At 70.5% G+C, this 25846-nt stretch carries 27 protein-coding genes; 12 read left to right on the forward strand and 15 right to left on the reverse strand.

Going from position 1 to position 25846, the window contains the following annotated elements; all coding sequences use genetic code 11:
- Window positions 1-50: 50 nt before the first annotated feature.
- Both AAW51_RS04125 and AAW51_RS04130 read left to right on the forward strand, forming a co-directional pair.
- Window positions 51-614 (forward strand): NADPH-dependent FMN reductase, encoded by a 564-nt coding sequence (locus AAW51_RS04125; protein WP_157359610.1) that lies wholly within the window; start codon window positions 51-53, stop codon window positions 612-614.
- A gap of 116 nt (window positions 615-730) precedes the next feature.
- Window positions 731-1105, forward strand: coding sequence for a hypothetical protein (locus AAW51_RS04130; RefSeq protein WP_047193585.1), 375 nt, complete (start codon window positions 731-733; stop codon window positions 1103-1105).
- Between the two features lie 46 nt (window positions 1106-1151).
- Here AAW51_RS04130 and AAW51_RS04135 read toward each other — a convergent pair whose 3' ends face one another.
- From AAW51_RS04135 to AAW51_RS27840, 6 genes are all read right to left on the reverse strand, one after another.
- Window positions 1152-1790: a glutathione S-transferase gene (locus AAW51_RS04135; protein ID WP_047193586.1), complete on the reverse strand. Its 639-nt coding sequence runs from the start codon at window positions 1788-1790 to the stop codon at window positions 1152-1154.
- A gap of 118 nt (window positions 1791-1908) precedes the next feature.
- The gene (locus tag AAW51_RS04140) at window positions 1909-3375 is read right to left on the reverse strand and encodes an MFS transporter (protein ID WP_047193587.1); all 1467 of its coding nucleotides are present in this window, start codon (window positions 3373-3375) and stop codon (window positions 1909-1911) included.
- An 18-nt stretch (window positions 3376-3393) separates the two neighbouring features.
- Complete coding sequence (locus tag AAW51_RS04145; protein WP_047193588.1) at window positions 3394-3831, reverse strand: VOC family protein; 438 nt, start codon at window positions 3829-3831, stop codon at window positions 3394-3396.
- A 264-nt stretch (window positions 3832-4095) separates the two neighbouring features.
- The gene (locus AAW51_RS04150) at window positions 4096-4494 is read right to left on the reverse strand and encodes a hypothetical protein (RefSeq protein ID WP_047193589.1); all 399 of its coding nucleotides are present in this window, start codon (window positions 4492-4494) and stop codon (window positions 4096-4098) included.
- A gap of 31 nt (window positions 4495-4525) precedes the next feature.
- Window positions 4526-6016 (reverse strand): S8 family serine peptidase, encoded by a 1491-nt coding sequence (locus AAW51_RS27835; RefSeq protein ID WP_053013328.1) that lies wholly within the window; start codon window positions 6014-6016, stop codon window positions 4526-4528.
- Window positions 6017-6098: 82 nt separating this feature from the next.
- Window positions 6099-7217: a hypothetical protein gene (locus tag AAW51_RS27840; RefSeq protein ID WP_053013329.1), complete on the reverse strand. Its 1119-nt coding sequence runs from the start codon at window positions 7215-7217 to the stop codon at window positions 6099-6101.
- Between the two features lie 295 nt (window positions 7218-7512).
- Between AAW51_RS27840 and AAW51_RS04165 the strand changes: the two genes are divergently transcribed.
- Entirely contained in the window at window positions 7513-8760 is a 1248-nt protein-coding gene (locus AAW51_RS04165) for a substrate-binding domain-containing protein (protein WP_083438072.1), read from the forward strand.
- A gap of 126 nt (window positions 8761-8886) precedes the next feature.
- Here the strand turns inward: AAW51_RS04165 and AAW51_RS04170 are convergent, their stop codons facing one another.
- From AAW51_RS04170 to AAW51_RS04185, 4 genes are all read right to left on the reverse strand, one after another.
- The gene (locus tag AAW51_RS04170) at window positions 8887-9222 is read right to left on the reverse strand and encodes a hypothetical protein (protein ID WP_047193590.1); all 336 of its coding nucleotides are present in this window, start codon (window positions 9220-9222) and stop codon (window positions 8887-8889) included.
- A 100-nt stretch (window positions 9223-9322) separates the two neighbouring features.
- A complete protein-coding gene (locus AAW51_RS27845; RefSeq protein WP_053013330.1) occupies window positions 9323-10180 on the reverse strand; it encodes a MipA/OmpV family protein in 858 nt (285 codons plus the stop codon).
- Window positions 10181-10430: 250 nt separating this feature from the next.
- Complete coding sequence (locus AAW51_RS04180; RefSeq protein WP_047193591.1) at window positions 10431-11237, reverse strand: alpha/beta hydrolase family protein; 807 nt, start codon at window positions 11235-11237, stop codon at window positions 10431-10433.
- Window positions 11224-12390 carry a DUF3182 family protein gene (locus AAW51_RS04185; protein ID WP_083438073.1) on the reverse strand — a complete coding sequence of 389 codons (1167 nt, stop codon included), beginning with the start codon at window positions 12388-12390 and terminating at the stop codon, window positions 11224-11226. Before AAW51_RS04185 ends, AAW51_RS04180 begins: the two co-directional genes overlap by 14 nt.
- A gap of 215 nt (window positions 12391-12605) precedes the next feature.
- Here AAW51_RS04185 and AAW51_RS04190 point away from each other — a divergent pair, with 215 nt between their 5' ends.
- The 4 genes from AAW51_RS04190 (at window position 12606) to AAW51_RS04205 (ending at window position 16023) form a co-directional block, all read left to right on the forward strand.
- On the forward strand, window positions 12606-13223 hold the full coding sequence (locus AAW51_RS04190) for a YitT family protein (protein ID WP_047193592.1): 618 nt from the start codon (window positions 12606-12608) through the stop codon (window positions 13221-13223).
- A 207-nt stretch (window positions 13224-13430) separates the two neighbouring features.
- The gene (locus AAW51_RS04195; RefSeq protein WP_047193593.1) at window positions 13431-13907 is read left to right on the forward strand and encodes a CesT family type III secretion system chaperone; all 477 of its coding nucleotides are present in this window, start codon (window positions 13431-13433) and stop codon (window positions 13905-13907) included.
- A 13-nt stretch (window positions 13908-13920) separates the two neighbouring features.
- Window positions 13921-15051 carry a hypothetical protein gene (locus AAW51_RS04200; RefSeq protein WP_047193594.1) on the forward strand — a complete coding sequence of 377 codons (1131 nt, stop codon included), beginning with the start codon at window positions 13921-13923 and terminating at the stop codon, window positions 15049-15051.
- A 60-nt stretch (window positions 15052-15111) separates the two neighbouring features.
- Window positions 15112-16023, forward strand: coding sequence for a fructosamine kinase family protein (locus AAW51_RS04205; protein WP_047193595.1), 912 nt, complete (start codon window positions 15112-15114; stop codon window positions 16021-16023).
- Between the two features lie 32 nt (window positions 16024-16055).
- Here AAW51_RS04205 and AAW51_RS04210 read toward each other — a convergent pair whose 3' ends face one another.
- The gene (locus AAW51_RS04210; RefSeq protein WP_047193596.1) at window positions 16056-17036 is read right to left on the reverse strand and encodes a 2-dehydropantoate 2-reductase; all 981 of its coding nucleotides are present in this window, start codon (window positions 17034-17036) and stop codon (window positions 16056-16058) included.
- A 168-nt stretch (window positions 17037-17204) separates the two neighbouring features.
- A complete protein-coding gene (locus AAW51_RS04215; protein ID WP_053013331.1) occupies window positions 17205-18035 on the reverse strand; it encodes an HDOD domain-containing protein in 831 nt (276 codons plus the stop codon).
- A gap of 198 nt (window positions 18036-18233) precedes the next feature.
- Between AAW51_RS04215 and AAW51_RS04220 the strand changes: the two genes are divergently transcribed.
- The 4 genes from AAW51_RS04220 to AAW51_RS30615 all read left to right on the forward strand — a co-directional run bounded on the left by AAW51_RS04220 (window position 18234) and on the right by AAW51_RS30615 (window position 22548).
- Window positions 18234-19484, forward strand: coding sequence for a patatin-like phospholipase family protein (locus tag AAW51_RS04220; RefSeq protein ID WP_083438076.1), 1251 nt, complete (start codon window positions 18234-18236; stop codon window positions 19482-19484).
- 178 nt (window positions 19485-19662) lie between these two features.
- The gene (locus AAW51_RS04225; protein WP_047193598.1) at window positions 19663-21057 is read left to right on the forward strand and encodes a DUF2252 domain-containing protein; all 1395 of its coding nucleotides are present in this window, start codon (window positions 19663-19665) and stop codon (window positions 21055-21057) included.
- Window positions 21058-21059: 2 nt separating this feature from the next.
- Window positions 21060-22109, forward strand: a complete 1050-nt coding sequence (locus tag AAW51_RS04230) for a ribonuclease Z (RefSeq protein WP_047193599.1) — start codon at window positions 21060-21062, stop codon at window positions 22107-22109.
- A 73-nt stretch (window positions 22110-22182) separates the two neighbouring features.
- A complete protein-coding gene (locus AAW51_RS30615) occupies window positions 22183-22548 on the forward strand; it encodes a hypothetical protein (RefSeq protein ID WP_047193600.1) in 366 nt (121 codons plus the stop codon).
- Between the two features lie 20 nt (window positions 22549-22568).
- On the opposite strand, the gene AAW51_RS29715 is transcribed toward AAW51_RS30615, so the two are convergent.
- On the reverse strand, window positions 22569-22712 hold the full coding sequence (locus tag AAW51_RS29715; protein ID WP_157359611.1) for a hypothetical protein: 144 nt from the start codon (window positions 22710-22712) through the stop codon (window positions 22569-22571).
- A 107-nt stretch (window positions 22713-22819) separates the two neighbouring features.
- Complete coding sequence (locus AAW51_RS04245) at window positions 22820-23473, reverse strand: chalcone isomerase family protein (protein ID WP_047193601.1); 654 nt, start codon at window positions 23471-23473, stop codon at window positions 22820-22822.
- Between the two features lie 290 nt (window positions 23474-23763).
- On the opposite strand from AAW51_RS04245, the gene AAW51_RS04250 reads away from it, so the two are divergent.
- Window positions 23764-24732, forward strand: coding sequence for a SphA family protein (locus tag AAW51_RS04250; RefSeq protein WP_047193602.1), 969 nt, complete (start codon window positions 23764-23766; stop codon window positions 24730-24732).
- Between the two features lie 381 nt (window positions 24733-25113).
- On the opposite strand, the gene AAW51_RS04255 is transcribed toward AAW51_RS04250, so the two are convergent.
- Window positions 25114-25659 carry a carboxymuconolactone decarboxylase family protein gene (locus tag AAW51_RS04255; protein WP_047193603.1) on the reverse strand — a complete coding sequence of 182 codons (546 nt, stop codon included), beginning with the start codon at window positions 25657-25659 and terminating at the stop codon, window positions 25114-25116.
- Window positions 25660-25846 lie beyond the last annotated feature (187 nt).

Below are 25846 nucleotides of genomic sequence, written 5' to 3' on the forward strand. Positions count from 1 at the left end.
GCAGCGGTGCGGCCCGTCGGCGTGCGTCGGGCCATGCAAGGAGGACTTCCATGACCCAAAAAATGACCGAGGTCGCAGTGCTCGTCGGCAGCTTGCGCCGTGCGTCGCTGAACCGCAAGCTGGCCCTCGCGTTGCGCGACCTCGCGCCCGAGGGCTTGAAGCTCGACATCGTCGAGATCGGCGACCTGCCGATGTACAACCAGGACCTGGATGAAGCGCCCCCGGAGGCCTGGGTCGCGTTCCGCGAACGCATCGCCCACAGCGACGCGGTGCTGTTCGTCACGCCGGAGTACAACCGGTCGGTGCCAGCCGTCCTCAAGAACGCGATCGACGTCGGCTCGCGCCCCTACGGCCACAGCGTCTGGAACGGCAAGCCGGGCGCGATCGTCTCCGCCTCGCCCGGCGCCATCGGCGGCTTCGGCGCCAACCACCACCTGCGCCAGTCGCTGGTGTTCCTCAACGTGCCCACGCTGCAGCAGCCCGAAGCCTATCTCGGCGGCGCCGACCGACTGTTCGACGAGCAGGGCCGGATTGCCAACCCGGACACCGCGGCTTTCCTCACGGGCTTTCTGCAGGCCTTCGAGCGCTGGGCGAGAACCAACCCGCGGCTGTGATCCTGCCTTCGGCCTGCCGCCTTGTGGCCGTGGGATGCACAGGTATGGGGTTTGCCGCCCATGGTGAAGGGGGTCGGCGGCGACGCCCGCCCTGGGCACAACCGATGGAGACCGCGATGGCGCACGACTTGGTACGCAGCTACGACGATTTTTCAGCCGCCGAGGCGGCGCGCGAGGCCCTGCTGCAGTCGGGCTTCCCGGCTGAAGCGGTGCACCTCACCGTCCGCGACGACGAGGCGGGCCCGGTGGAGGGCAATTTTGTCGCTGGCAACGGCAAGCGCGGGCCGACCGGGTGGATCGACGCCCTCAAGGGCTTCGGGACCGACAAGGACTACACCTACGAGCACAACTTCGCCGACAGTGTGCAACGTGGCGTCTACCTGCTGACGGTCGACGCCGACGACGATCAGCTGCGTTCGCTCGCTGGTGACATCCTCGCGCGTTCGGGAGCGGTCGACGTCAACGAGCGCCTCGGTCGCGCCGCGCGTTGAGACGACGCGACGGCGATCGATGGCCTGAGTTGCCGCGCGCCCGGCCTCAGGCCGACGCGCGGTAGGTGCTGTCGCCGTGCGGGGCGGCCTGGAACTCGGGCAGTTGCTCGGCCCGCTCGGCATGTGCGTGCAGTGCCGGGTGCGCCTCGGCCGGCACGATCCCCGGCAACATACGCTGGGTGAAGGTCCAGGCGACGGCGGTGGTGATGCCGGCCTGGTCGATCCCACCGTCAGCCGCGGCCGACGAGCCCGCGGCGTATTCGGCTTCGAGCGCCGCATAGGCGGCGTGCAACTGGCCGGTGACGCGCGACACCCATGGTGCGTGCGCCTTCTCGGCCGGGCGCAGTTCACGCTCGTAGACGATCTGCACGCTTTTCTCGCAGGCCGCCAGCGCCAGGCCGATGCGGCGCAAGGCAGCGGGGCGTCGGCTCAGGTCGGCCGGCATCAGCGACCGACCCGGCGCAGCCAGGCATTCGGCGTAGTCGAGGATCAGCGTCGAGTCCATCAACACGGTGCCGTCGTCGCAGACCAGTGTCGGCGCCTTGACCACCGGGTTGATCTGCTGGAACTGCTCGAAGGTGCGAAACACCGACAGGCTGCGGTGCTCGAAGGGCACGCCGAGCCGTTGCAGCGAAATGGCGACCCGACGCACATAAGGCGAGTCGAGCATACCGATGAGCAGCATGAGATCTCCTGACGCAACAAGGCCGCCATTGTCGCGCATGGCCGTGACCCACGACGTCGCCGCGCGGCGGCATCAGTGAACACGTGGCGCTAGGCTGCAGCGCTGAAGCCTGAAGGGCTCACGGCGTCGCCTGCAGCGAGCTTTCGCCGCTGCGGGCCCCACCAGCCGGCACACGCAACAGCAGCGCGGCGAGCCCGGCCGCTGCGAGCGCACAGGCGGCGCCGACCGCGAACGCCAGTTGGTACCCCGCATTCAGCGCCACGACCGCGGCAGCACCGGCGCGCGTCAACGCCTCGGTGCGTGCCGAGGCCAGGCTGGCCAGCAAGGCCAGGCCGAGCGCACCGCCCATCATGAAGGACGTGTTGACGACACCCGACGCGATGCCCGACTCGCTCGGGTCCACATCGTTCATGGCCGCGAGCAACACCGGGTTGAAGGCGATGCCGGCCCCGAGCCCGAGCAACAACATGCCGGGCAGCACGTGGACGACAAACTCGCCCGACACCGGCGCGCGGGCGAACAGCAACAACCCGGCGGCCGCCAGCAACAGCCCGCCGACCAACGGTCGACGGATGCCGAAGCGCATCACCAGCCGCGCTGAGCCACCCAGCGAACAGGCGGCCATGATCAGATTGGCCGGCAAGAAGGCGAGGCCCACCTGCAGGGGGCGCAAGCCGAGCACCCGCTGCAGGTACAGCGCCGCGATGAAGAACCACGCGAACATCGCGGCGGCCCACAGCACCCCGACCGCGTTCGCGGTCGCGACATTGCGCAGGCGGAACAGGCCCAAGGGCATCAGCGGCGTGACGACGCGTGCCTCGATGCCGAGGAACAGCACCGCCAGCAGCGCCGCCGCGCCCAGCATGCCGAGGGTCGTGAGCGAGGCCCAGCCCGCCTGGTTGCCGTTCACGACGGCATAGACGGCCAGCATCAGCGAGCCGGTGACGGTGAGGGCGCCCGCGAGGTCGAGCCGGCCCGCCGGGCGCGACATGTCGTTGCCCGGCAGCAAGGCCCAGCACAGCGCAAACACCAGCGCACCGATCGGCAGGTTGACCAGAAACACCCAGTGCCAGCCCAGCACCCCGGTCAGCAGGCCGCCGAGCAGCACACCGATGCTGCCGCCGCCGGCACAGACGAAACCGTAGACGCCCATGGCCTTGGCACGCTCCGCCGGCTCGGTGAACAGCTCCATGATCAGCGAGAGCGAGATCGCCGAGACGACCGCGCCGCCCACACCTTGCGCGGCGCGCGCCGCCACCAGCATCTGCTGCGTATCGGCCAGCCCGCAGGCCAGCGACGCCAGCGTGAACACCGACAGGCCGAGCAGGAACACGCGCCGGTGGCCGTACAGGTCGCCCAGCCGTCCGCCAAGCAGCAAACAACCGCTGAAGGTCAGCAGATAGGCGTTCACGACCCAGACCAGCCCGGTCTCGGTGAAGTGCAAGTCGGCGCCGATGGACGGCAGTGCGACATTCACGATGGTCGTGTCGAGGACGATCATCAAGACGCCGAGACACAACACGGCGAGCGCCCACCAGCGCTTGCGGCCGTCGATTCGGCGGGGGTCTGCGGAAGAGGCGTGCATGGCGACGGGCAAGGTGCTTCAGGGTTGCGTGAGGACCATCCACGATACCCCGAAGCGGTCGGCCACCATGCCGAAACGCGACGCGAAGAATGTCGGCCCGAGCGGCATCTGCACCTGCCCGCCGTCGGCCAGGGCCCCGAACAGCCGCTCGGCCTCCTCCGCGTCCGAGGCCTGGATCGACAGCGAAAAGCCCTGGAAGTTGGGTTGCCCGACACACTGACCGTCCGACGCCATCAGCTCGGTGCTGCCGATGCGCATCGACATGTGCATGACCTTGTCGGGAGGCGCGGTCATTGCGCCGCAGCCCTCTGCCGACGGTGGTGTGTCGCCTTTGGGCGGCGGCGCGTCCTTGAAGCGCAGCAGCGAGGTGATCTCGGCACCGAGCGCGCTGCGATAGAACTCGGCCGCCTCTTCGCAGCGGCCGTCGAAAAACAGATAGGGCTGGACTTGTTGCATGGCGTCTCCTGGGGATTGCAAAGGGGCGGGGCGCGGCCTGCGTCGACGACGAGCGCCGCGGCGGACGGTGGCACGCAAGGCCCATGTACTGTGCGAACGGTCAACTTGTGTACACCGTCCACAAACCATAGCAGACGATCTGGGACCTGTCCACGCCGTTCGGCGAGATGTCGGTTCAGCGAGATTCGTGAGGAGTGTGACGGAGGGGCTGGTGGGCCGAGGGGCCGGGGGTCAGGGCGGCCAGGAACGCCGAGCCGGGGGCTGTCAGGCGAGCCGGCGCCGGTGCTGCCGGTTGCACCGAATCGCCTGGACCGCCGGTGTCGCCGCCAGCTCACGCAGCTGCTGCGGCGTCACCTCGACCACGAACGACCCGCTCAGGTTGTTGCGTCGGGCCTGGTCGGCCAGCCCGAGGCGCTTCAACACCGCTTGCAGCTCGCGCATCGGCCCGGCCAGCGTGGTGCGCACTGCCGGCGTGCGGCGCCGTGACGGCGGCGGCAGCCAGTCGGTGGCGGCGGTGCTGTTCGCACGCGGCGGTGGCGACGGCGGCACCGGCGGGCGTTTGGCTTCGACGATCACCGATGCGCGCGCCACGGTCGTGCCGGGGGCGGCAGCGAACTCGACCAAGGCGGGGTCGCGCAACGGGGTGTCGGGGGAAGGGCGCATGTGGCAAGGGTACCGGGAGCGGGGGCGCCGTTCAAGGCGGCGGCAGGTAGCCGCGGTCGACCGCGTGACCGTAGGCGGACAGCACCGCCAGCTGCCCATGGCCGTAGCGGTGGTCCTGGCCGTTCTCGCCGCGGTCGACCACGCTGCCGATCAGCAACTGCATCAGCGTGTCGCTGCGGTCGCTGCCGGCCAGCGCGTGGAGGTCCGCGCCGGCCTTTTTGGTCGCCGTGGTGCGGCTGAGCAGCAGCGCCATCGCGCCGGCGACGTGAGGCGTCGCCATCGACGTGCCGTTGAGGTGCTCCCACTTCGCCTTGCCGATGCAGGAATAGACCTGCACGCCCGGCGCCGCAAGATCGGGCTTGGCGTACACCAGCGGCAGGTACTTCGGGTCGATCGCGTCCGAGCTTTCCACCACCTGGGTGCGCCCCGCGCTGAAGGCCGCGACGCGGTGCCGCACATCCATCGCGCCGACCGCCAGCGCGAAGTAGTCGTTGCCCGGCGAGCCGCTGGTCTGTGCGCCGTCGTTGCCGATCGCCGCGACCACCGGCACACCGGCCGCGCGCGCGGCGACGATGGCCGCCGTGTAGGTGTCGAACACGCCCGGGTCGAAGGACAGGCCGCCGAGCGACATGTTGATCACGTCGGCGCCGTTGGCGACCGCCCATTCCATGCCCTTCAGAATCTGCTCGTCGGTGCCGCCCGAGCGGCCGAGCACCTTGGCCACCAGCAAACGCGTCTCGGGTGCGACGCCGATCCAGCGGCCGCTGGCGCGCCCACCGGCGATGGTGCCGCAGACGTGCGTGCCGTGGCCGTCGGCGTCCCAGGCGTGCTCCACGCCTTCGCGCACCAGGCCGCTCTTGCTGTCGAACTCGGCGAACTTCGCCACCTTGCCGCGCAGGTCGGGGTGGCTGGCTTCGACGCCGGTGTCGAGCACCGCCACCTTGGTGCCTTGGCCGCGGGCGTTGAAGGCACCCCAGCAGGCCAGCGCGCCGCAGGCCTCCAAACCCCAGGCGTGGGTGACGACCCGCTCCACCTCGGGTGGCAAGGTCTTGGCCCTGAGCCGGGGCGGCAACGGGATATGGCGGTTGGCAAACACCGCGAGCGCCTCGGGCAGCTGCTGGGGCAGTTGCGCCAGATCGTCGCGGTCGATCTCGAGCGCGGCGGCACCCGCCAGTGGCAACGGCCGGGGGCGGCCGGCACTGTCGGAACGCCTGGCCAGCCGGGAGCCGGTCAGGAAGGCCGCGGCCTGCAACGGCTCGATCGCCGCGCTGCCGGCGCGCCGCAGTTCGTCGACGCTGGCGGCGTACTGCGCGGCGGTACGCGCACGGCGCCGCTGCTCGCGTTCCTTGACATGCGGCGGCAGCAGATCGGTGGCGCTGGTGAGGGCGCGCCGCTGCAGCGCCTCTTCGGCTGCTCTGGCCAGCGTTTCCCGCAGCCCCTGCGGTCGTCCCTGCACGATCACGCTGAGCGTGCGCTGGCGATGTTCGTCGAGCAAGCGCTCGACCTGTTGCTTGAGCTTCAAATAAGCCTCCCGGTCTTGCTTCTTGTTGTTGGTCTGCCGAGGTCACCCGGCGTGCCCGCTCGTCAGGCGCTGCGGCCCGACCTCAGGGATTCGGGGTGTCGACCTCACCGAGCGTGAAGTGCCGCAGCCCCAGGTGGTCGAGGGTCACGACGATCGAGGGCGCTGCGGCAGGGCGCCCCGGCGGCGGGCGCAAGCCTTCGAGCTGGGCCCTCAGCTCGCCGACCACCGGGCCGCAGCAACCGGTCTTGCCGAACAGCTCGAAGGTCGCATGGCTGGCCGACAGCTCGGGCAGCCGCACCACCAGCTCCTCCCCCAGCACCTCGGCGGTCAGCTTGAGCGAGTTCTTGCCGCGCGCATGGCCCGCCAGGACCAGGTGGCAGCGCTCGGTGCCGAGCGCGCCGTCGCCCAACTGCAGCTCGCCGCCCAGACGGGTCCGGTCCAGCGTCGCCTCCACGTGCGGACCGGCGGCCTTGCCGAGCGGGGCGCCGCCACCGCGCGCCAGCAAACCCGACACGAAAGCCTGCAGATCCAGGCGCCCGCGGTGCGCCACGCGCGAGATCGGCCAGCCGCCGCGCTCTTCGAACGTGGCCCCGGGGATCTGCGCCGAGGTGAACACCGCCAGAAAGCGGCGCCCGAGGTTGGGGGCGTCGACATAGAGCCCGCCGCGGCTCAGGCCCATCACCGAGTTCGGCCCGAAATGCTCGACAACCACAGCATCGAAGTCGAGCTGGCCGCGCGCGATCGGCATCTTCACGTCGGCGTCGACGATCCAGGCGGCATCGGTGACGAAGGCCCGCAGCACACCTTCGAGTCCGGCCAGTGCGTCCAGCCGCCAAGGGCCGGTGGCGCTGCCGGGCGACACGCTGACGCCTGCCGGCAGACCTTCGGGCAGGCTCACGCGTATGCCCTGCAACTGCACCTCCTCGACGCTCAGCCTCCGCAACTCGAGGCCGCCGGCCGACACCGGGCCGGTCAGCGTCGCCGCCACGTCCTTGAGGGTGGCCTGCGCGATGTCGATCTGTGCGGCACCTTGCGCCAGCCGCAAATGCCGCATCGACAACTGGCCCAGTTGCACGCGCAGCCCGCCGTCGGCACCTGTCTGCACGGCCACGCCGGACAGCTCGACGCGGTTCGCTTCTTGGGGATGGGCGGTGCCGATGCGGATACCCCCCAGCGGTCCTTGGGTCACGGTGATGCTCACGCCCGCTACTTTGCCAGGTTCGCTGCTGGCCATCGGCAACGGTGCGTAGCCGGCCGGCCTGCGCCCCGCGTGCCGCTTGGGTTCGGCCGGCTCGCTGGCCGCGGCCCAGCCGCCGTTTCCTGTGAGAGTCGCCTGCGAAAAATCCGAGGATTGCTGTAACTACCCACAACGCCTTGTAACTCTGTTTGGGCGTGCTGGGCTTTCGAACCTTGCCGTCGTGAGAATGCGGCAGCGCGAGACCCGGTCGGGGCCGGGCAGCGGGGGCTGTACAAGTCCATACACACAGGGAGGGACGATGCTCACATCGCCGGATGGGGAGTGGCTGCTGGGCTGGCGCCGACAGGCCCGCAGGTGGACGGGGCGGGTCGCGCTGGCGGCGGCGGGGGTGGCGTGGACCGCGTCGGCCCAGGGCGCGGGTGAGGTGCGGGGTGAGGTGCGTGTGGCGCACATCTACAGCCAGACCGGGCCGCTCGAGGCCTACGGCCGACAGACCGCGATCGGCTTCAGGCTGGGGCTGGAATACGCCACCGGCGGCACGATGACGGTCGCGAGCAAGCGTCTGGCGGTGGTGGAGCACGACGACAAGGGCCAACCGGAGCTGGGCCGGGCCTTGCTCGCGGCGGCCTACAGCACCGGCAAGGCCGACCTCGCGGTCGGCCCCACCTCGTCGGCGGTGGCGCTGGCGATGCTGCCGGTGGCCGCCGAACACCGCAAGATCCTCATCGTCGAGCCGGCGGCAGCCGATGCCATCACCGGCGAGCGGTGGAACCGCTACGTCTTCCGCACCGGCCGCAACAGCTCGCAAGACGCCATCGCCAATGCGATCGCGCTCGACCGGCCTGGCCTCAAACTGGCCACGCTGGCGCAGGACTCGCCGTTCGGCCGCGACGGCGTGCGTGCCTTCCGCGCCGCCATCCGGCGCGGCCAAGTGGTGCACGAGGAATACCTGCCGGCAAACACCGAGGACTTCACGTCGGCCGCGCAGCGTTTGGCCGAGCGCCTTCAGGATCAGCCGGGCCGCAAGGTGGTATGGGTGCTCTGGGCCGGCACCGGCAACCCCTACTCGATGGCCGACGCCGACCTGCGGCAGCGCGGCATCGAACTCTCGACCGGCGGCAACACCTTCGAGGGCATGCGGCAGTTCAACCGGCTGCCGGGCATGCAGGGCGCCACCCATTACTACTACGCCTTCTCACGCTCGCGGCCCAATCTGTGGCTCGTCAACCAGCACTTCCTGCGCTACCAACAGCCGCCCGACCTGTTCACGGCCGGCGGGTTTGCTGCGGCGATGGCGGTGGTGAGCGCCTTGCAGCGCACCGGCGGCGGCACCGAGGCGCAACAACTGATCCGCGTCATGGAGGGCATGAGCTTCGACACACCCAAAGGCACGATGACCTTGCGCCGCGAAGACCACCAGGCCCTGCAGTCGATGTACCACTTCCGGGTCGCGGCAGGCGCGAGCGCAGGGCAGGTGCCCGATTTGCGCCTGGTGCGCGAGATCCCGGCCGAGGACATCGCGGTGCCGGTGCGCAACCGGCGCTGAGCGCACCGCCTGAGGTGGTTGCCCCCAGCGCCTTCACATGTTGTCCACAGTGTTGTGCACTTGTGGCGGGCCGCTGCGGCGTGGCGGCCCCGCCTGGGCGGCGGGGGATGGAGCGGTCGGCCGGGGTCAGGTGCCCGCCGCGCCATGCGAACGTCGTGCGCTACCCGTCGCATTGGCGCCGCCCGTGTCGTGTCCGGCCGGCGTGCCCGACGGCAGGTCCGGATGGTCGCCACTGCCCCGCAGCGGCCCGTCGGCGTCGGAGCGGACCTCGGGCGACACCCACCCGCCCTCGGGGGCCGGGGTGCTCGAGCCTTGCCGGGCCAGGCGCGGCTCCGGCACGGGGTGGGGCGAGGTGTTGGTGTTGCGCTCGGGCGCGGCCCGCCATGCCTCACGCTTCAGCTCGGCATCGTCGGCGGCGGGCCGGTCGGTTGTCTGCCGGGGGGACTCAGGGGCTTGGGTCATGTGCGTCTCCTGGGCGTCCCGAACAGCGGGCCACCGCTCAGTTGAGGCAGCAAGGCCGATGCCCGGCGGACGTCGGGCGCCCCTCGTGCCGTCGGCGCCGTCACCACTGGTAGGCGACGCCCAGCAGAGCCGACGGTTGGACCTTGTCTTGCACGATGGGGCTGTTCGCCGCGTCGCCGGCGAGACGGCTGACGCCCAAGCGCCCGAGCAGCACCACCTCGGGCGTCACGCGGTAGCGCGCGCCCAGCGTCGCCGAATAATCCCTGACGCCAGACCCGGCGGAATAGACCGCGTAGCCACTGCGGGCCGATTGTTCGGCGGAGACGCCGAACAGGCTTTGCATGTAGCGGTCATCGGCCCAGGTGAACCCGCCGCTGACCTCCGGCACCAGACGGCCGATCGCCGGCAAGGTGTAGCTCAGCTGGACGTCGGCGAGGCGGCCCCCATGGCCGTCGCTGCGCGACACGCCGCGCCAGACGCCGGTCAATCGCCAGCCCTCCAGCCGATAGATGGCGAACAGGCCGTAGGCGGTCGCCGAGTCGATCTCTCCCATACCGCGCAGCGTTTCGCTGCCGGGCGTCGAGCCGCTCGCGTCGCGTTCGCGGCGTCCGGGCTCGCGCCCCATCCCCACGCCCAACGACCACTGCGCGCTTTCGTGGAAGGTGTAGGTCACGAAGGGGCCACGCGGGCCGGGGATGTCGCCCAGGCCGAAGCGCCCGATCGACGTCTTCACGGTGGCGTGCAGCAAGGGTATGGCCGAGGTGGAATGGTCCTCGCTGCCCTGGTAGTCCGGCGTCCAGGTCGCGCCCACGCCCAGCATCACGCTCCAGTTCTTCTGGGTGGCAGGGCTGGTAGCAGGGCTCGGGCGGACCATGGTCTGGGCCGCGCTGGCGAGCGGCAGCAGCACGGCCCCGAGCCAAACGGCGATGGCGGGCGCGCTGAGGCGGGCGAGCGACATGTTCGGTTTCCTTGGGTGACGATGGCATGGAGCGCGGCGCAAAGCGGCACCGCGGCGATGAGGGCGCAGTGTGCGGGTGGCCGTTTAAAGCCCGATTAGGGCCAGCGGGCGGGGCAGGCGCGGTGATGAAGAGGCGAAGGAGGCGCCGGCATCCAGCGTCGCGGTCGTGACGCCGGCGTGGGCGTCACGATCGGCAGGCAGGTTGATCAGCGCCGGGCCGGCGGGCATCGGCACCGCGCCAGCCGCACGCTCACCCCGGTGTCGGCGGTGCCTCCGGCACGCTGTTGCCGGACACGCCGGCTGGCGACGCGCCGGTGCCCTGGCGAGCCCCGAACACCATCTCCGAGAACCAGTTGACCAGCAAGGACGTGTAGGCGCGCTGTGCCACCGTCTCGGACAAACCGTGGTCGGCGCCCTCGATCACCCGGTAGGTGAGCGAGCGGGCATGGATGCTGGCTTCGCGGTAGCTGGCGATGACTGGGTGGGGCACCACGGTGTCGAGTTCGGACTCGACCAGCAGCACGTCACCACGAAAGGCCGCACACGCGCGCAAGGCGCGGTTGTCGGCCGCCTCCACGAAGCTGCGGCGATAGGCGTCGAGGTCCTGGTCCTTGTGCAACTGCAGCTTGGGCACTTCCCAGCCGGTGTCGATGTAGAGCGCCGGCACCCGCAGCGCCAGCCACTTGACCGGGCGCTGGGTGGTCAGGATGGCCGACAGGTAGCCGCCATAGCTGCTGCCGATCACCGCGATCGCCGACGGGTCGACGCCGGGGCGACGGGCCAGCACGTCATAGGCGGCCAGCACGTCGCGCAGGTTGTTCTCGCGCGAGACGGTCTCGCGTTGCGGCTGCGTGCCGGCGTGGCCGCGCAGGTCGAAGGTCAGGCAGATGCAGCCGAGTGCCGCGATCTCGCGCGCCCGGGCCAGGTACTGCTCCTGGCTGCCGCCCCAGCCATGCACGAACAGCACGCCGGGCACCCGGGTGGCGGGGGAGACGAGGGTGCCGGCAATGTGTTCGCCGTCGACCTCGATGTCGAGAGTGTCGTCATGGGTGGGCATAGGGCTCCAACTGCGAGTACTTGGTCAGCGGTCCGACATGCGCGTCGGCGCCGCTGAAATAGACGCAGGCGTCCGGGGGCACGACCGGGTCGACGCCGTAACGCTCGGTGGTCGAGGCGCGCACCACGTCGAGCCCGGGGTCGGCCTGAAACGCACGCAAGGCGGCGATCTCGGCGCCACTCGCGCCGCCGATGCGCCAGGATTGTTCGAGCACCCCCGAGCACCACTGTCCGCGGTCGTCGCGCCCTTGCGCGATGTCGTAGTTGCTGCGCGATGCATACAGGCCCGGAAACGCCGCCAGTGCTGCAGCATGATACCGACGCGCCTGTGCCACTGCGGTCTGCACGGGGTCGGGCAGGCTCAGCTGCAGCAGCGTGTCGAAGTCGCCGCGCACGACGGTCAGGTCGGAGCCGCCATAGACGTCCTCGCCGCTCTGGTTGGGGGTCGAGCGCTGGGTGCCGTAGTAGGTCGCGAGGAGCGGGCCCACGCGCACCTGACCGACGCTGTAGGTGACCACCTGGCTGAGGTTGCGTTCCAGCACCACGCCATGCTGCTGCAGGTCCGCCGGGTCGAGTGCGGCGATCTGCGACGCCAGCTGCGCGCCATCGGCCACCACCGCCTGCCCGATGCCACCGATCCCGCTCGCCTTCTTGACCCGCACCGTGCCGTCCTGCAGCAGGCGCTCGCCGGCGCGGCGCGCATCTTCCGCCGAGAAGGCCGAGTAGCCCGCCAGCACGGCATCGTGCGCCTGGCGGGCGAAGGCCGGCGACCAGCCCGCCGGGGCCGTGGCTTGGGCGTCGGCGAGTGCATGGGTGATGGTCTTCGCGGCGACGAAGGGGAAGGGCACCGCACCGCCGAACAGGTCGTGCTCGTCGTGGATGCCGAGCCGCTCGGCGAACTCGAGACTGGGCAGCGTGTCGCTGGGCACGAAGTACAGCCGGCGCCCGGCGTGGCGCGATGCCTCGAATTCGCCCCCGAAGTCGCACCCCAACAGCGCCGCGAGCGCTTCGGCGAGGGCGAGGTGGGTCGCGCATTCGTGCGCGCGTGGCTCACGATAGGCATTGCAGCGATAGAAGACGACGGTGGCGCGCGCCTCCGCATGGCCGTCCGCGGACGCCTGCCGCGACGGTTTCAGACCCTGCCCCGAATTCATGCCATACCACTCCGACGACGGCCCATCTGCACCGCGGCCCCCGAGGGCCGCGCTCTGCCCGACCGCGGACCCTCGTCGCGGGCCGGGCAGTCTGGTTGCAACAGGCTCCGCAAATTGCGTGCCCTGCGCGCCGCCACCGGCCGTGGCGGCCGCCGCACCCCTACACTGCGCAGACCCATAGACCGCCGACCGACCGTCCGTCCCACCCGAGTGCCATGTCCGTCTCCACGCCGTCCGGCGCTGATCGCCACAGCTTCTTCGACGACGCCCAGGCGTTGCTCATCGGCACCCTGTTCATCTCGCTCGGGGTGGTGATGTTCAACCAGGTCGGTCTGCTGACTGGCGGCACGGCCGGGCTGGCGTTTTTGCTGCACTACGCGACCGGCTGGAGCTTCGGCCAGATGTTCTTCGTGCTCAACCTGCCGTTCTACTGGCTGTCGTGGCGGCACATGGGCCGGCGCTTCACGCTCAAGACCTTCGCAGCGGTCGCGTTGCTGTCGCTGTTTGCCGAGTTCCACCCCGTCGTGCTGCGCTTCGAGCGGCTGCATCCCGGCTATGCCGGCGTGGTCGGCGGGCTGCTGATCGGCACCGGCCTGCTGATGCTGTTCCGGCACCGCGCCAGCCTCGGCGGTGTCGGCATCGTCGCGCTCTACCTGCAGGAAACGCGCGGCTGGCGGGCCGGGAAGGTGCAGATGGTGGTCGACTGCGTCATCGTCGTGCTCGCCCTCGCGGTGGTCGAGCCCGTCTCGGTGGCCTATTCGCTCCTCGGTGCGGTCGCCCTCAACCTGATCCTCGCGGTCAACCACCGGCCCGGCCGCTACGTCGCGATGTGAGGCGTCGGCGGTGGTCAGCTGGCAGGCGTCGCGGCGCCGCACCGCCAGTCCTGGCTTCGCTTGTCGCGCCCCGGCTTCGCTTCGTCGACGCCTGGCGCCGCGGCATGCTCACACCATCGACCTGTCGCCACCCGCCGGGACGCCACGGCCTGCGGGCGGATGTCCGCAACCCACGCAGTCGTTTGCCTGCCGCCCAAGGGATTCCCCGTGAACACGTCGAACCAATACCTCCAGATCCTGCGCGATTGCCTGGCCTTGGCGCAGCTTCCCGACCGCGCCGAGGACATCGTTGCCGGCGCGCCCTTCCACCTGGGGGAGACCGCCTTCACGCTGCAAGCCGACGACGCCGGCGAGTTGGTCACCGTGCAGGCCGAACTCGGCAGCCCGCCGGAGGGGCGTGAACGGGAGGTCTACGAACTGCTGTTGCACAGCAACCTGCTGCTGGCCGGCAGTTTCGGTCCGGTGTTTGCGCTGCGCGTCGACCAGCCGGTGCTGCTGATGGTGCTGACGCTGCCGGTAAGCGCCCTGACGCCCGAGGGGCTGCACCAGTCGCTGGAGCGGGCGGCGGAGGCCGCGACGGTGTGGCGCGTCACGCAGGGGTTCACGCCGTCGGCTGATCCGGCGCCGCGACGTGTCGCAGCGCATCCCCGGCAGTCCTTCGCAGGTTCGCTGGTCTCGCGTTGAGGAGGCGTTCGCGATGAGCTCGCCCATCTCCTCCCGTGCGGCCACACCGCCGCCCACGACCACCACTTCCTCGCGGACCCCCACCACGGCGCCGCACCACCACCACGACACGCATGCTTCTTCCTCGGCGTCCGCCACGCCTTTCAGCGGCACGTCCGTGCGCTCCTTCGCGTCGGCCCCGCCGGGCCTGCGCTCGCGCAAGGCGGCCGGCGGCGTGAACGGCCAGGGCAGCCTGCCGCCGCGCGCCAGCGTGCCGCGGTCGTCCAGCGGCGCTGCGTCCACTGCCAACACGGCCGGCGGGTCCGGCCCCGAGGCCCACCACGCCGATGCCGGCGAAGGCGCTTACGCTCGGCCCGCATCGGCCAGCACGACGCCGCCCGTGACGGCGGCCGGCAAGCTGGCGCCGGAACAGGCGGCCGAGCGCTTGATCGGCACGCTGGCCCAGCAGGGCGGCACGCACCTGGCCTCCCAGGCGGGCGCCTGGCTACGCCAACGCACCGGCTCGGGCACGGCCGCAGAGGCCGGCGGGAGCAGCGAGGCCCTCAACCTGACGTCGACGCTGGTCAGTGGCACGGTGAGCAACGCGCTCAAAAAGCTCGTCGGCGAGCGCATGAAGCAGCACGCGGCCATGAAGCAGAACGCGTCCGACAGCGCCACCGCCGAGCCCACCGGCAACAGTGTCGCCGCGTCGCTCAGGCCCAAGCTGATGGCCGCCGCCAAGGGCATGCTCGCCGGCGTCACGGGCGGGTTGAGCAAGGCGGCCCTGGGCGCCGCACTGACACCCGTGGTGCAGCAGGGGCTCGAAGGCCAAGGCGTGAGCGAAGCCGTGGCGCGCCCACTGGCGACGATGGCGGGCGCGGTGCTGCAAGGGGTGGTGTCCGCCGCGGCAGACACTGCGGCCGATGCCGCCGGCGGCAGCTTGCAACCCCGCCCCTCGGGGGGCGCGGGAGGTCCCCACCAGGGCCACGCGCAAGACGACCTCGCCGCCGCGCTCGGTGGCAAGGCGGCGGAGGCTGTCCTCAACCTCGGCCTGAATTTGCCCAAGGGCCTGCAGGCGACGCTCGGGCAGGTGATGGAGCACGGCAGCCCGCACCAGAAGACCGCGGTGTCGAACGCGACGGCCTGGGCCGGGCTGAACATGTGAGGTGCGGCGAGGCGGCCCTTTCCGGCCCAGGCGCTATCCTGAGGCTCAAGGCCGCCGCTCATGACCGTCACCCTGACCCCGCTCCCCGTGCTCGACGCCGCGCTCGGCGCCGGCTGGTCGGTGCAGCCGCTCAACGCGAGCGGCTTCTGCCGCACCTGGCGTGCGCAGCGCAAAGGCAGCGCGCTGTTCGTCAAGGCGGTGCCGCCCCCGCGAGCCGACGTGCTGGAGGCGGAAGCCGACGGCCTCGCCGCATTGGCAGCGACGGGCGCGGTGCGGGTGCCGGACGTGGCCTACTGCGGGGCCGCGGACGCGTCGGGTGCCGTGGTGCTGGCGCTCGAGTGGCTCGAGCTGCGCCCGGCCGACGCGGGTTTCGGCCCCCGCCTGGGCCGCGCCGTCGCAGCGCTGCATGACGCGCCCTGTCCCGGCGAGGGTCGCTACGGATGGCGGCGCGACAACCGCATCGGCGCCACCCTGCAGTCCAACCGTTGGAGCGAACAAGGCGGCGTGTCGGGCTGGATCGACTTCTGGGGGCGTGAGCGGCTGAACGCTTTGGCCCGCCGCCTCGCCGAGCAGGACGGGTCGGCCGACCTGGTGCGTGCGGTCGCCGCGGTGGTGGCACGGCTGCCGGCCTTTTTCGCCGACGGCTACCAGCCCCGGCCCGCCCTGATCCACGGCGACCTGTGGTCAGGCAACTGGGGCCTGTTGCCCGATGGCACGCCGGTGCTCTACGACCCGGCGGTGTCGTGTTCGGACCCGGAAGCCGAGCTTGCGATGATGGAGCTGTTCGGGCACCCCCCGCCCGGGTTCTGGGAGGCCTATCGGGAGGTCCGCGCGGTGCATGCGGGCTATGCCCAGCGGCGCGGGCTGTACCAGCTCTACCATGTGCTCAACCATGCGCTGATGTTCGGCGGCGGCTATCGGCGGCAAGCCTTGGCACTGGCGCAGCAACTGGTGCAGCAGGTGGGCCGCTGACGCTCGCGTCACACCGTCGAGGCCGCATGCGCTCAACGGTGTCCGCTGGCCGCCTCGACACGCGCCTGCATCTCGGCGTTGCACGGTGCCTTGCGGCCCAGCCGCGCGGCAAGGCGCACCACTTCGCCACACAGCATGTCGACCTCGGTAGGCCGCCCCTGGGCCAGGTCGTCGGCCATGCTCGAACGTGCGTGCGCGTCGATGCGCAACATGGACGCGGCGAGCCGCCGAAACAGCGGCGTCGGCAAGCGCAGCAGCGTCGGCAGCCAGGCCCAGGGCAGCGGCGTGAGCCGCTGCGGTGTGATGCCGGCGGCGCGCATCGCCGAGAGGGCCTCGTCGACCAGGTCGGCGAACAGGCGGCGGTGGTGGCGGTCGAGCAGCTGGGCCCGCAGCGGCAGGCCCGACAGCGCGTTGACCGGATTGTTCAGGTTCAACAGCAGCTTGCCCCACTGCAAGGGGCGCAGGTCGTCGTGCAGCGTCAGCGGCAGGCCGGCCCGCGCGAACCATGCTGGCCATGGCGTCAGGGCCGGTGCGGCCTGTGCGGCGAGCCGTCCCTCGGTGCCCCGGTGGTAGTGGCCGGGGCCGACCTCGGCGATGTTGAACGGCACCATGCCGGGCAGCACCTGCAAGGCCGGCGCCGCTGCGCTGGCGATCTCGGCATTGGCGACACCGTTTTGCATCGACAGCACCGGCGTGCCGGGGGGCAGCCGCTGGCCGAGTTCGAGCGCCGCGTCACGTGTGGCAGGGCTCTTGACGCACAGCAGCACCAGCGACGGCGCAAGGCCGGACGGCACGTGGGGATGCAGGTCGAGCGCGGCGGGTGGCAGGCGATGGTCACCCCCGTCGAGATCGGTCAGGTGCAAACCATGGTCGGCCAGCGCCTGCAACACGCGCGGCCGCCCGACGAAGCTCACCGGCGCGCCGGCGGCTTGCAGGCAGCCGCCCAGGTAGCAGCCGACACTGCCGGCGCCCATGACCAGCAGCGTGCCTGGTGCCTGCCCGATGCGACTCATCGCCGCCGCCACCCGCGGTTGAGAGCTAGGGAGGCGATGGGGCGAGGGCGGCGAAGCATGGGCGTCTGCGGGCAGTTCGTGCCCGCATGCTACGCCGCAGCGAAGGGCACGGCCTGACGAGCGGAAGACGAGCGGCGCGTTGGCCCTGCCGGCGGACCGGCGTCAGGCTCAGTGCGCGAGCAGCGCGCCCAGCCCGCCGGTCACATCGCCGACCCCTTGCAGCTTCTGGTCCAGCCAGGCGCGGTCGATGTGCAGGTGGTCCAGCAGCGCCGGCTCGGCCGCTTCCAGCGCGGCCAGGGCCGGCGTGCCGAGTTCGAGTGCGTCGGCCAGCACCTCGGCCAGGCGCAGCACCGCCGCGAGCAGCGAGAACGGCCGCGCGGCGAGCGGGTCGGAGGCATCGGCGAACGCCTCGACCAGCATCGGCGGGAAGCGCCAGCGGCGCGCCAGCTCGGCGGTGACATCGCTGTGCGTGCAACCAAAACGGTTGATCTCGAGCGACAAGCGGCAGCCCGCCTCGGTCACGTGCGCTTCCTCGTCGGCCACCAGCGTCGGTTCCGACAGCGCGATCAGGATCTGCCCGGTGCGCAGCATCAGGCCGGCGAGGTAGGCCACCTCGCTGTCCAGTTGCAGCCAGCGGCCCAGCAGCTTGGCGTAGCCCGCGGTCGCCAGGCTGTGGCGCCAGAAGCGGGCACGGTCCAGGCCTTGCGCCTGCGGGAAGGCGCCGGCGACACAGGCGCTCATCGCGAGATCGCGCAAGGTGTCGAGGCCGAGCACCGTCGAGGCGTCGGCCAGCGTGGCGACGTCGTTGGCGGGGCGAAAGCGCGCCGAGTTGGCCAGGCGCAGCACCTTGGCGGACAGCGTTGCGTCCTTGGCGATCAATGCGGACAGGTGGCCCACGCTGACGTTCTCGTCGTCGAAGGTGCGCAGCAGCTGGCGCGCCACCTCGGGCATGGTGGGCAGGGCGCGCAGGTTCTCGAAATACCTCTGGGCGGCGGACATCGGCGGTTCTCGGTCGAAAGTGATAGGAGTTTTATCGACGCGACGACACCCACCTCGATGGGGGCATACCCGAGGGGCGTGGGCGGGCCACCCCCGGGTCGACCCTGATCTTGCGCGGCAAAGAGGTGTGGCAGAGGGCACGCTTATGATCGCGCCTCCTGTCATCCTGAAGAACAACAGCGGAGGAAGCGGTCGGTCATGCGGCACTTTCGTATTCTTGTGGCCGGCCTGGCCGTTTGTCTGTCGCTGGCGGCCTGTGTCTCGGCACAGCGCCCACCCACGCCGGCGGAAGAGCTTCAGCAGGCCGCACGGCAGTCGCGCGTTGTCCATCGCGAGACGCAAGCGGCACTGACCGCCAACCTCGCCCAGCGTGTCCAGATGCGAGGCGATCGGCGCCTCGACATCCTGCTGCTGTCGGGCGGCGGACAGCACGGCGCCTACGGCGCCGGCTTCCTGCGCGGCTGGCAGTCCCACCCGACGGCGCCGATGCCGCGCTTCGACCTCGTCACCGGTGTCAGCACCGGCGCCTTGCAGACCGCCTTCGCGTTGCTCGGCAACGAGGCAGACTTGCAGCAGGCCTGCGAGCTCTACCTCAGCGCGGCCGATCGCATCAGCCCCAGCTTCGATTGGTGGTTCTGGCTCAAGTCGACTGGCGGCGTGCTCGACACGTCGCGCTATGTGCGCAGCGTCCACGAGACGCTGTCGCCGGCGCTGGCGCAACGGCTGGGCGCGGAGTTCGCGCAGGGGCGCGAGATCGCGATCGGCACCTCGGATTTCGAGCTGGGAACCGGGCGCGTCTGGCGTGTGTCGCAGGAGATGGCGGCGGCCGAAGGGCTCGCGCGCGTGCACTCGATCTTCATCGCCTCGTCGGCGATCCCGGGGGCCTTCGCCCCGGTGCTGCTCGACGGTCGTGTGCATGCCGACGGCGGCATCGTCTCCAACCTGCTGGTCGCCCCCGACCGTGAGGGCTACGCCTTGCTGGCCGACAGCCTGCGCACGGCGGGCGTGCGCGAGCCGGTCACGGTGCACCTGTGGGTCGTGATGAACCTGTGGACCCACCCCAAGCCGCAGTCGCTCGACCCTGGCAGCGTGCTGGCCATGTCGCGCCGCACGGCCACCATGTTGTTCTGGGCGCAGCAGCCGCAGTTGCTGCAAGGCCTGCGCGACATGGCGCGCAGCGTCAGTGCCGACCACCCGGGGCTGAAGGTGGAGGTGCACGTCACCACCATCCCCTCCGAACTGGCCACCGAGCCGGGGGCCGACAAGCTGTTCGACCGCGCGTGGATGGAGCGGCTGGAGGCGCTGGGCCACGCAAGGGCCTTGAGCGCGACGCCTTGGGACGAACCGTCCAATGTGTACATGCGGCCGTTGCCGGCGGCCTTGCCGGCGGCGCCTGCGTCGGCGCCGGGCACAAACTCCGCGGTATCGCCCTCGGCCTCGCCGCTCTGAAACGCCGGGTTCACGCTCCGTTTCGCCACTCACCCAACCTTTCACATCGACAAGGTCACGCCGTGCGCCGGGCCGCTTCCGGGCGCCGTGTCGGACGGCGCCGATTGCGGTGGTTCGCGACGGCGGTGACACTTCAGGCGTCGCCACTTCCGTCCGGCGCCTGCCGGGTGCTCCCCTGATGCAACATTCGACCGACCACCTGATCGGCCGCGGCGCCCTGTCGCAGCGCTACGCGCGCGGCCGTGAGGCGCGCAAGCAGTGCCCGCGCTCGGCGCTGGCCCACCACGACGGCGGCGGACGCGACCCGATCACCTTGTTGACCGCCTCCGACCCGGGGCGCGTGCCCGAGCTGGTGCCGCTCCGCTATGGCCGCATGGCCGCCAGCCCGCTCGCCTTTTTGCGCGGCGCGGCCGGCCTGATGGCGCACGACTTGGCGCGCGGCCCGCGCTGCCCGGTGTCGCAGCAGTTGTGTGGCGACGCCCATCTCGGCAACTTCGGTTTGTTCGCCAGCCCCGAACGCCGTTTGCTGTTCGGCCTCAACGACTTCGACGAAACCCTGCAGGGCCCGTTCGACTGGGACTTGCGGCGCCTGGCGGCCAGTGTTGTCGTCGCCTGCCGGCAGGGCGGGTTCAAGAAGGGCGCCACCGAAGACATCGTGCGGGCCTTGCTCGACACCTACCACGAGCGCATCGTGGCACTGGCCGAGATGGACACGCTGGACGTTTGGTACACGCAAGACACCGCCGAGACCCTGTTGCGCCTGGGCGGCAGCGACAAGCACGAGCGCGATGCGATCGAAAAGGCGCGCCGCAAAGGCTCGCGCGAACTGGCTGACGAGGCGGTCGAATGGGTCGATGGCCCCAGCGGGCGCGAGATGCGCATCAAGGACGAACCGCCCTGGGTCTACCACCATGCCGCGGCGACCGAACGCGAGATCAGCGCCTTCGAGCACGGCATCGAAGAGTTCTTCACCCAGTACCGCGAATCGCTGATCGAGGACCGCCAGGTGCTGTTCGACCGCTACGAGCTGATGGACGTGGCGGTGCGCGTGCCGGGCGTCGGCAGTGTCGGGCGGCGCTGTTTTGTCGCGCTGTTCGTGGCCGACGGCCACCATCCCTTGTTCCTGCAGATCAAGGAAGCGGCCGACTCGGTGCTGGCGCCCTGGATCGACGGTGAGCCCGAGCTGCACAACGGCCAGCGCATCGTGTTCGGCCAGCGTTTGTGCCAGGCCGCCAGCGACATCTTCCTCGGCTGGGCCACCAGCTCCACCCTCGGCGCGGAGTTCTATGTGCGGCAGCTGCGCGACATGAAGGGCCGCCTCGACTTCGAGACCTTCGACGCCGAAGACCTGCGCGACTATGCCGTGGCGTGCGGCTATTCGCTCGCGCATGCACAGGCCAAGGCCGGCGACCCGGCGGTGATCGCCGGCTATGTCGGCAAGGGCGAGGCATTCGACGACGCGCTGGTGCGCCACGCGTTCGCCTATGCCGAGCAGACCGAGGCCGACCACGCGGCACTGCTCGCCGCCATCAAGGCCGGCCGGATCGAAGCGCGATCGGAACTGGACGGCTGACGATGCGCACGCTGCTCGAGCCCCGCCTGGTCGACCCGAGCGCCGCCGAGCCGGGCCTGGTGGTCGACGTGCGCGACGAGCGCCGCGCGCTGTTGTTCGACCTCGGCGAGATCGGCCGCTTGCCGCCGCGCGTGCTGTTGCGGGTGTCGCATGTGTTCGTCACGCACACCCACATGGATCACTTCGCCGGGTTCGACCATCTGCTGGCGGTCGGGCTGGGCCGCATGCCGCGGCTGGTGCTGTGGGGCGGGCCGAACTTCGTCGACCAGGTGGAGCACAAGCTGCGCGCCTACACCTGGAACGTGGTGCAGCGCTACGAGGTGGCGCTGACCATCGAAGCCCGCGAGGTGTCACCCGACGGCCGGGGCCGGTGTGCCCGCTTCGACAGCCGCACCGCCTTCACGCGCGGCGACGAAGCCGCGTTCACGCTCGACGACGATGTGCTGCACGACGAAGCGACGTTCCGGGTCCGGGCCCGCTTCGTCGACCATGAAATGCCCGTGCTGGCCTACGCTCTCGAGGAGAAGGCACGCGTGCGCGTCGCGCCGGACCGGCTCGCGGCGCTGGGCGTGACCACCGGCCCGTGGCTGCGCGAACTGAAACACGCGGTGTTGACCGGTGCACCCGACGACTTGCCGATCGAGCTGCGCTGGCGCGACCGCGACGGCGAGCACAGCATGGTGCGACCGCTGGCCGAACTGCGCCCGCTGGTGCTCGATGTGGTGGCCGGCCGGCGCATCGGTTATGTCACCGACCTGCGCTGCACCGAGGCCAATGTCGAACAACTGGTGCGCTTGCTGACCGATGTGGACTTGCTGCACATCGAGACGGTGTTTCTCGACGAAGACCGCGCCCATGCGCTGCGCAAAAACCACCTGACGGCGGCGCAAGCCGGCGCCATCGCCCGCCGTTTGCGCGCGCGGGCGTTGGTGCCCTTCCATTTTTCGCCGCGCTACGAGGGGCGTACCGGCGAACTGGTGGCCGAGGCACGCGATGCCTGGGGCGGCAGCGCCGAATGTGAAGCAGAGGTAAAGCAGTTGAAGCCGAGGTAAAGCACGACCACCGATCGACGCGGGCCGACGTTGAAGCAGCACGGCCCACGGTAGGGCCGGCAAGGAGAACCTGATGTCGAAAGCTCGTGCCCTGATCGCCACCGCCGCCCTGGCTGTTGCTGCCCTGGCCGGTGCACCGGCCTACGCCGGGAATGTCTATTGGTCGGTGGGTGTCCACGGGCCGGTCGTGTCCACCTCGGTGTCCAACGCGCGTCCCGTGGTGGTGCACCCGGCGCCGGCTGTCGTGTATGCCCCGCCGCCCGCCGTGGTGCACGTGCGGCACGGGCACGGCCATCACGGTCATGGCCACCGCCATGGCCACGGGCACAGCCACTGGCGTGGGCATGGGGGGCATCACTACCACCATCACCACCACCACCACGGCCACTCGGGGCATGACCGCGGCGACTGGCGTCGGGACCGGCACGATCATCGCTGACGCCGCCGGCGCGCGGCGCGTCAACCTTGTTCGCAGGCGCGCTGCCCCGTCTCGATGTCGAACCGGGTCATCTGCACCATCGCCTGCATGACCCGCTTCGACGGGCCCGCCTCCGCGCTCTGCAGCCTGCCGCCGAGCACGCGCGGCACGATCTGCCACGACACGCCGACCCTGTCCTTGAGGCTGCCGCAGCGTTGCGGCTCACCGCCCGCCGTCAGTTGCGGGCGAGGGCCGGGGGGCCCGTTCCGACGTAGGCCGGAACGCCGTGCGCTCAGCGCAGGCCGAGGATGCCTTCGCGCGTCGACGCGCGCACCCTGGGGCCGATCCACACCTTCATCATCATCGAGAAAAAGCTTTCGCCCTTGATCGGCTCGCTGATCAGTTCGCCGTTCAGGCGGAACTCGGTGGTCTGGTTGGCGGGTGTCCAGTCGATGTTGACGCAATCACCCTTGTTCAGCTCCTTGCGGGTGCCGAAGACGGCGCCGAGTTGAGCCGTCTGCACGATGTTGGCCGCGAACTCCTCCGACGTGGTGTTCTGGCGAATGCGGTCGAGCAGGGCGTTGGCCAGATCGCGCGTCGACAGCACGCGCACGGTGCAGTAGTGGATGCGCTTGGGCCCCTTGACACCGGTTGCGCCGTCGATGGTGGTCTGCTTGGTGGGCAGGTAGAAGCCCACCGCCATCGACTTGGCCGACAGGATGCTCGACATCGCGGCACCGTTCAGCGGCAGCGTCTGTCCCCCGACCACCACGCTCGGGTCGAAGTGCACACCCTCCAGGACCACACCGCCGGCCACCGGCGTCGAGGCAGCGGCAGCGGGCGCCGAGGCGGGTTCGGCGGCGCTGGCGCCGCCGGCGAGAACGAGCAGGGCCGCCGTGCAGGCACGCAGCAAGGGGGCGGAAAAGCGGGAGGTGGACAACATCATCACAAACAGGTTGGAGCAGGCGCGGCACGCCCGGCAGAGAGGCTTTCGAACGTCATGACGATCGAAAGGAACAACTTCTCATTTTAAGTTTTTGGCGTGATACATCTGTTTGCATGTATCGTTCACGCCACAGCCGGGCGTTTGTCGCACGACCGCCGATATGATCCCGGCCCGGCGCTCCGACCTCTTTGGTGAGTGCCCGCATCTGCAAGCCGCCGCTTCGGCGCGCAGTCGCCTCGACGGCGGCCCTGCCTGGTGCGTCTCGTCTGCCGTTCCCACCGCTACACCACATGAAACTCACACGCTCCGTCTTCCTGGCCGCTGTCTCGGCCGGCTTCGTCTCCTTGCCTGCCCACGCCACCGAGAACGGCCAGGTGCGCGCCCTGTTGGGCGGCCCTGCGCAGGAGTTGTCCAGCCCGCAGTTTCCCGGGTGGTATGGCCAGGTGTGGTTGCAGCATTACCGCGCCAACAAGGTGCGCGACGACCAAGGGCGGACCAACGTCGCCACGCTGGGAGGCCAGGCGGTGCGCCTGCAACCCAAGATCGAGGCGACCGTCCTGGTGCCGCGCGTGACGTACATCTCCGAACTGCGGTATCTGGAAGGCCGGGTGGGCGCGTCGGTGTCGCTGCCGATCGTGCACCAGCGCAACAGCATCGACTTCTCGGGCCCGTTGCCACCCGCGGCGCTCGCCGCCGCCGGTGACGCCCGTTCCGGCAGCAAGAGCGGCCTCGGCGACGCCGAAATCTCGACCTTCCTCGACTGGCAGACCGACGACTACCGGCTGGTGGGCAGCCTCGGTGTGGTCGCCCCCACCGGCGCCTACGACAAGGACCGTGCCGTCAACCCGGGCGCTGGCGACTTCTGGACACTGCGGCCCGGCCTGGTCGCCGCCTATGTCTGGGAGAACGGCTTCGAGGTCGGCTCCCGCACCACCTACTCCTTCAACACCCGCAACCGCGACACCGACGTGCGCTCGGGCCAATACCTGCACAGCGACTTCAGCGGCTTGTACCGGCTCAACGACACCACCCGCGTCGGCCTGCAGGGCTTCGTGCTGAAGCAGACCACGCGCGACTCGGGGCCTGGTGTGGCGTCGCACGGCAATGAAGTGCAGAGCCTGGGCCTGGGGCCGCTGGTGGGCTACACGTCGGAAGACGGACGTTGGGCTGCCGAGGTGAAGGTGCTGCGCGAGTTCTCGGTGCGCAACCGGCCTCAAGGCACGATCAGCTACCTGCGTTTGCAGCTCCGCCTCGACTGAACCAGGCCGACCGGTCGTGCGCGACCGGTCGGCCTTCGTCGAACGCTCAAGGCTTGCCGGGCAACAGGCCGAGAGCGAGCGTTTGCCAATGTCCGGTGTCCTCGTGAGTGTGATAATTGCCCATTTGCTTGGAGCGCATGATGCGATTGCTCGTTCTTGCCCTGCTGTGTTCTGCCTTCGCCGGCTGCGCCGTTTACACACCACGCGGCTCCGTCGTGGTCGATCAACCGGCACCCGCCCGCTCGGGCCCGAGCGGCTTCTGCCCGCCCGGGCAGGCGAAGAAGGGCAACTGCTGAAGTGCCCGTTCCGCGGCGGCGCTTCCCTTCCGGGGAGGCCGCCCTGCGCCAGTGAGCGCACGGCCCCCGCCGGCGGCGCAGCGCGTCAGGCGCGCGGGCTCAGCGCGACCGCCGGAAAGTCCACCGGTACTGCCAATGCGACGTTCACGTAGTTCGTGAACAGGTTCAACGCCACGTGCGCCACGATCTCGACGATCTGCTCGTCGTCGTAGCCGGCTTCCCGCAGCGCCTGAACGTCGCGCTCGCTCGCCTGTCCGCGAGCCTCGACGAGCCGCAGCGCAAACCGCAACGCTGCCGCTGTTTTGGGGTCGGCTGACTCGCCGCGTTGGGCGGCCCCCATCTCCTCCCGGGTGGCGCCGGCCTTGCGCCCCAGCGCCGTGTGAGCCGCCAGGCAGTACTCGCAGTCGTTGCGGTTGGCGATGGCGACCGCGAGCTGTTCGCCCAGCACCGGCGGCAGCGTCCCGGTGGCCAGTGCGCCGAAGGCGCTCCACATGCTCTTCAAGGCGGCTGGCGAGTTCGCAACGGCTCGGAACATGTTGGGCGTGGCGCCGAACGCGGCATGGATGGCACGGAGCAGGGCTTGGCGGTCTTCCGACGTGTGGGCGGGGTCGACGAGCGCGATGCGGGACATGAGGTTTCCTTTCGAGGTGCACGGTTGAGACGCGGCGGCCACGTGTGTGCGGGTGCGCCGGTGCCGTCGGGCGCCTCTCAGTCCTTCTGACTGAGCAAGGCGCCCCAGGCACACCGCCAGTGTCGCGACGAACCCTGTACCATCGGGCACTGTTCGTCCCGAAAACGTACCGTATCGTCCAGCCGCC

The sequence above is a fragment of the Caldimonas brevitalea genome (assembly GCF_001017435.1).
GTDB classification, from domain to species: domain Bacteria; phylum Pseudomonadota; class Gammaproteobacteria; order Burkholderiales; family Burkholderiaceae_C; genus Caldimonas; species Caldimonas brevitalea.